At 35.3% G+C, this 3722-nt stretch carries 5 protein-coding genes, 1 tRNA gene and 1 pseudogene; 3 read left to right on the top strand and 4 right to left on the bottom strand.

Features of this window, described 5'->3' with window-relative positions:
* The first annotated feature begins 69 nt into the window (after window positions 1–69).
* Entirely contained in the window at window positions 70–741 is a 672-nt protein-coding gene (locus HUN22_RS16015; protein ID WP_174731420.1) for an XRE family transcriptional regulator, read from the top strand.
* Window positions 742–892: 151 nt separating this feature from the next.
* Here the strand turns inward: HUN22_RS16015 and HUN22_RS16010 are convergent, their stop codons facing one another.
* Window positions 893–1126: a hypothetical protein gene (locus HUN22_RS16010; RefSeq protein WP_002119938.1), complete on the bottom strand. Its 234-nt coding sequence runs from the start codon at window positions 1124–1126 to the stop codon at window positions 893–895.
* Between the two features lie 174 nt (window positions 1127–1300).
* Window positions 1301–1377: transfer RNA gene (locus tag HUN22_RS16005), tRNA-Met, on the bottom strand.
* A 254-nt stretch (window positions 1378–1631) separates the two neighbouring features.
* Here HUN22_RS16005 and xseA point away from each other — a divergent pair.
* Both xseA and xseB read left to right on the top strand, forming a co-directional pair.
* The gene (xseA, locus tag HUN22_RS16000) at window positions 1632–2897 is read left to right on the top strand and encodes an exodeoxyribonuclease VII large subunit (protein WP_174731417.1); all 1266 of its coding nucleotides are present in this window, start codon (window positions 1632–1634) and stop codon (window positions 2895–2897) included.
* A complete protein-coding gene (gene xseB / locus HUN22_RS15995) occupies window positions 2887–3081 on the top strand; it encodes an exodeoxyribonuclease VII small subunit (protein WP_174731413.1) in 195 nt (64 codons plus the stop codon). The genes xseA and xseB overlap by 11 nt, the downstream gene beginning before the upstream one ends.
* A 259-nt stretch (window positions 3082–3340) precedes the next feature.
* Here the strand turns inward: xseB and HUN22_RS15990 are convergent, their stop codons facing one another.
* Together HUN22_RS15990 and HUN22_RS15985 are read right to left on the bottom strand one after the other, a co-directional pair.
* Window positions 3341–3559, bottom strand: a complete 219-nt coding sequence (locus tag HUN22_RS15990) for a hypothetical protein (protein ID WP_033850537.1) — start codon at window positions 3557–3559, stop codon at window positions 3341–3343.
* Window positions 3560–3606: 47 nt separating this feature from the next.
* Window positions 3607–3722 (bottom strand): annotated as a pseudogene (locus tag HUN22_RS15985) (LysE family translocator); the annotation flags it as partial.

Here is a 3722-nt window from a genome sequence, read left to right as displayed (position 1 = left end):
TAACTATAGTTGTTTTACTCGATATAATTTTAGTTATATATTTGTTATAAGTTTACTGGTGTAATCATTATGGCTCTGAAAGACCGTTTAAAAGACTCTAGACTTAAAGCCAAAAAAACTCAGGCTGAAGTAGCAGAGGCTGTAAAGATGTCTCAGCCTGCTTATCAGGCTTTAGAGTCTGGGAAAAATTTGAAATCTGCGTTTCTTCCTCTCATTGCCCAGTTTTTAGGTGTGGATGGTTATTGGTTAACAACTGGGAATACTGAAGACTCTTTTAGTGAAAGCGATGTATTTAGCCCTACTGTGGTGAGTGCAGAATCTACTGATCAATATGTCTGGATTGAAGTGGTAGAAGCTAACTTTTCTTGCGGGACTGGCGAATCAATCGAATTTCACTTTGATGCAATTAATGGAAAAATTCCTTTCCCAGCTTCATTCTTTAAAGAAAAACGTGTTGCTCAAGAATGTATGCGCATTATCAAAGCTAAGGGCGATAGCATGACCGACTACATCAAAGATGGAGATTTGGTGGGTATTGATATCTCTCAGACTGAAGTCATTGATGGTGAGATTTATGCGGTCTATTTTGCTGGTGAAGGAATGATTAAACAAATTTTTAAAGAAGCAGATGGTTCTTTAATTTTGCATAGCTTAAATGAAAAATTTAGAGATCGACGGGTAACTGAAGAGAACGGGAAAAACTTTAAAGTGATGGGTCGCCAGTTCTGGCGAGCAGGCTAACTCAGTTATTAAATATAGCTAAAAGAATAAGACGATCTTTTTAATTCACTTCCACTTTTTATAACTTTAATTATTTTCATACCCTATAGACATAAAAAAACCTATCTCCTTTAAAAGAGATAGGTTTTCTCGCTTTATGACCATGGTCTTATCAACAATATGTATTTAAACGATAAAGTTGATTAAATCCGGCATAGAAGCTTTTTCCATCTTGATTTAACTCAATTTCTTCACCAGACTGAAGTTGAATTTTTTTACCAACTTCGACCCAACGATATCCATCGAGAGAGTTTTGCTTACGCACATGAGGAACAATCCTCACATTAATTTCATTGCCATTTACGGCTGTGGCAATGTGCCACTCATTTACTATATTCACAATCATTCACTCATCACTGAGCTCATGTGATTTTACGGTATGTAATTAGAACGCTAGATTTAAGGTATGGACAGTTCGTCTAGAATTTAATATTTAGCTTCATATAGGGTTATTTATAAGCTAATTGCTTTTCATAATTTTCGTATTATGAAAAGTGGTACATCACAGAGCATAATATTTTGGATGCGGGAGTCGGATTTGAACCAACGACCTTCGGGTTATGAGCCCGACGAGCTACCAGACTGCTCCACCCCGCAATTGGAAGTAAGCTTTATACGCTCATATATTTTATAAAGCAAACCTTATTTTTTAATCTATTGTAATTCATCAGATTTATCTTTTTAATTTATTTACTATTTTAAAATTTCTTAAAAATAAATAGCCCACATCTAAAATTAATTATTTGAATTGTTGTATTTATTTTAAACAGAACCTGATATTCATAAACAGCAATTGCCTTGGGTGGGTGGCTTTTATACTATTTAGTTTGGCCCTTTAATTTTTAGTTGGTATGTCTGAACCTCAGTTTTCCCTTAGTGAATATCTCGGCACAGTTCAGGAAGTCATACGTGTGGCTTTTGATGAGCCAGTTTGGGTAAAAGCAGAAATTCGAAATTTAAATATTAAGGGTGGCCATTATTATCTCGAACTTGCAGAAAAAGATGGCGAGACAGATAAAGTCATTGCCAGTTGTAAAGCCACAATCTGGAAATTTTCAGCAAGTAAAATTGTTTTAAAGTTTGAACGTGAAACTGGTATTGAAATCTCAAGTGATTTAAATGTGCTTATCAAAATTAGAGCGCGTTTTGATCCTCAATATGGATTTTCGGTCAATATTGAAGAGATTGACTCAAGTTTTACATTGGGTGAAATTGCTAAACGTTATCAGCAAATTATTGAACGACTGACTCAAGAAGGTTTACTCCATAAAAATAAACTTCTTCCCACTCCTTTTGATATTCAAAATGTTTTAGTGCTTGCCCCTCAAAATGCTGCGGGTCTAGGTGACTTTAAAAAAGATGCAGATGCTCTTGAACGAAATGGGGTTTGCCATTTTGTATATCACACCGCGACTTTTCAAGGGAATACGGCTGCAACCAGCTTGATTGAGTCTTTAGGTTCAGGTTTAAGACAATGGGCCAGCACGTTTAACTTTCCGCCTGATTTGATTGTGATTATTCGCGGTGGTGGTGCTGTAAATGATTTAGCTTATTTAAATGATTATGAACTTGCCGCTCTACTTTGCAAACGCAGTGTACCTATTTGGGTGGGAATTGGTCATGAAAAAGACCGTACTATCCTTGATGAAATTGCGCATCGTTCATTTGACACACCAAGCAAAGTGATTGCTGGGATTCGCAACCATATTGTTGAACGTGTACAAGAAGCAGTAGATAGTCTACAAACGATTAAGCTGCTTTCTCAGCATCAAATTACGACTTATCAAAGCAAGAATGATCAACTGCTTCATCACATTAAAGCATCGGCACAAGGGCAACTTAACTCGGCACATCGTTTGCTTGACCAGATGAAGGAACGTATTCAGTTTAGCTCACAGCAACAAGTTAAATTTTCATTAGCCCAAATTGAATCTTTAATGAAAGAAATCCTTTTGCAAAACCCGAAACAGGTTCAAGCCAAGGGCTACGCAATTGTTAGATCCGAAGGAAAAGCGATTCGCTCTATACATCAAATTTCAAACCCCGCCATTGCCATTGAGATGCAAGATGGGGTGGTTGAAGCCAACATTACGCAGGTAATTCCAAATGAAGAATGAAGATTTAACTTTTAAGGACGGCCATAACATTTTGAAGAAAAATGCCGAATTACTAGAATCTCAAGAAAGCCCAGATATTGATAATTTAATGAAAATTGTTGAAGAGTCAATTACTGCTTATAAAGCGTGCAAGTCACGCATAGAAGCAGTTCAACAAGCTTTAGATGAAACATTTAAAGAATAAGAAGCATAGAAAAAGCCCACTCCTACTTCTCATTGAAGGAATGGGCTTAGTGAAATCCACTTAATCCTGAAATACAAAAATGTGGATTAGGTCACATTTTTGCAAAAGTATAGTCCCACAACTATTTGAGATCTTCAATATTTTAATTGTGTCTGTTACGTTAGTTTGGCTTAATTTTCATCCTATCTTAACTAAAATTTCTTTTATTAAGATTAAACCAGACACAAACTCTACTCATGGTTGTTATTAAATTTAAGAGTTATTCCTCACTGAATGGGCCAATTAACTGATAAATTTTTCCATCTTTAGGATTTTCATAAAGCAAATCCATATTGGGTAAAATAATATCATCATTAATTTCAATGTGTTCAATGCTCTTGTGAAGTTCAAGCGCGTGATCGTTCATGGGTCTAACTTTTGCCAAAGCAATTGATTCTTTGTCAAACTGATCCTTGATAATTACTTTTAATCTTGTCATAAAAAATCTCCTGAAAATAATTTTTTAATATAAATAATGGGTTAAGGTTAAAATGAGCTAATCGCAGAATAGCCGATTGGCATCGCAAAAAAGTTAAAATAAATGCAGCCGTACATTGTAAATTACGTTGGTTTAACCAAGTTACTTTGTTTGAAATTAATAC

The sequence above is a fragment of the Acinetobacter lactucae genome (genome assembly GCF_013344765.1).
Lineage (GTDB): Bacteria > Pseudomonadota > Gammaproteobacteria > Pseudomonadales > Moraxellaceae > Acinetobacter > Acinetobacter lactucae_A.
This window is presented reverse-complemented; position numbering and strand designations above follow the sequence as displayed.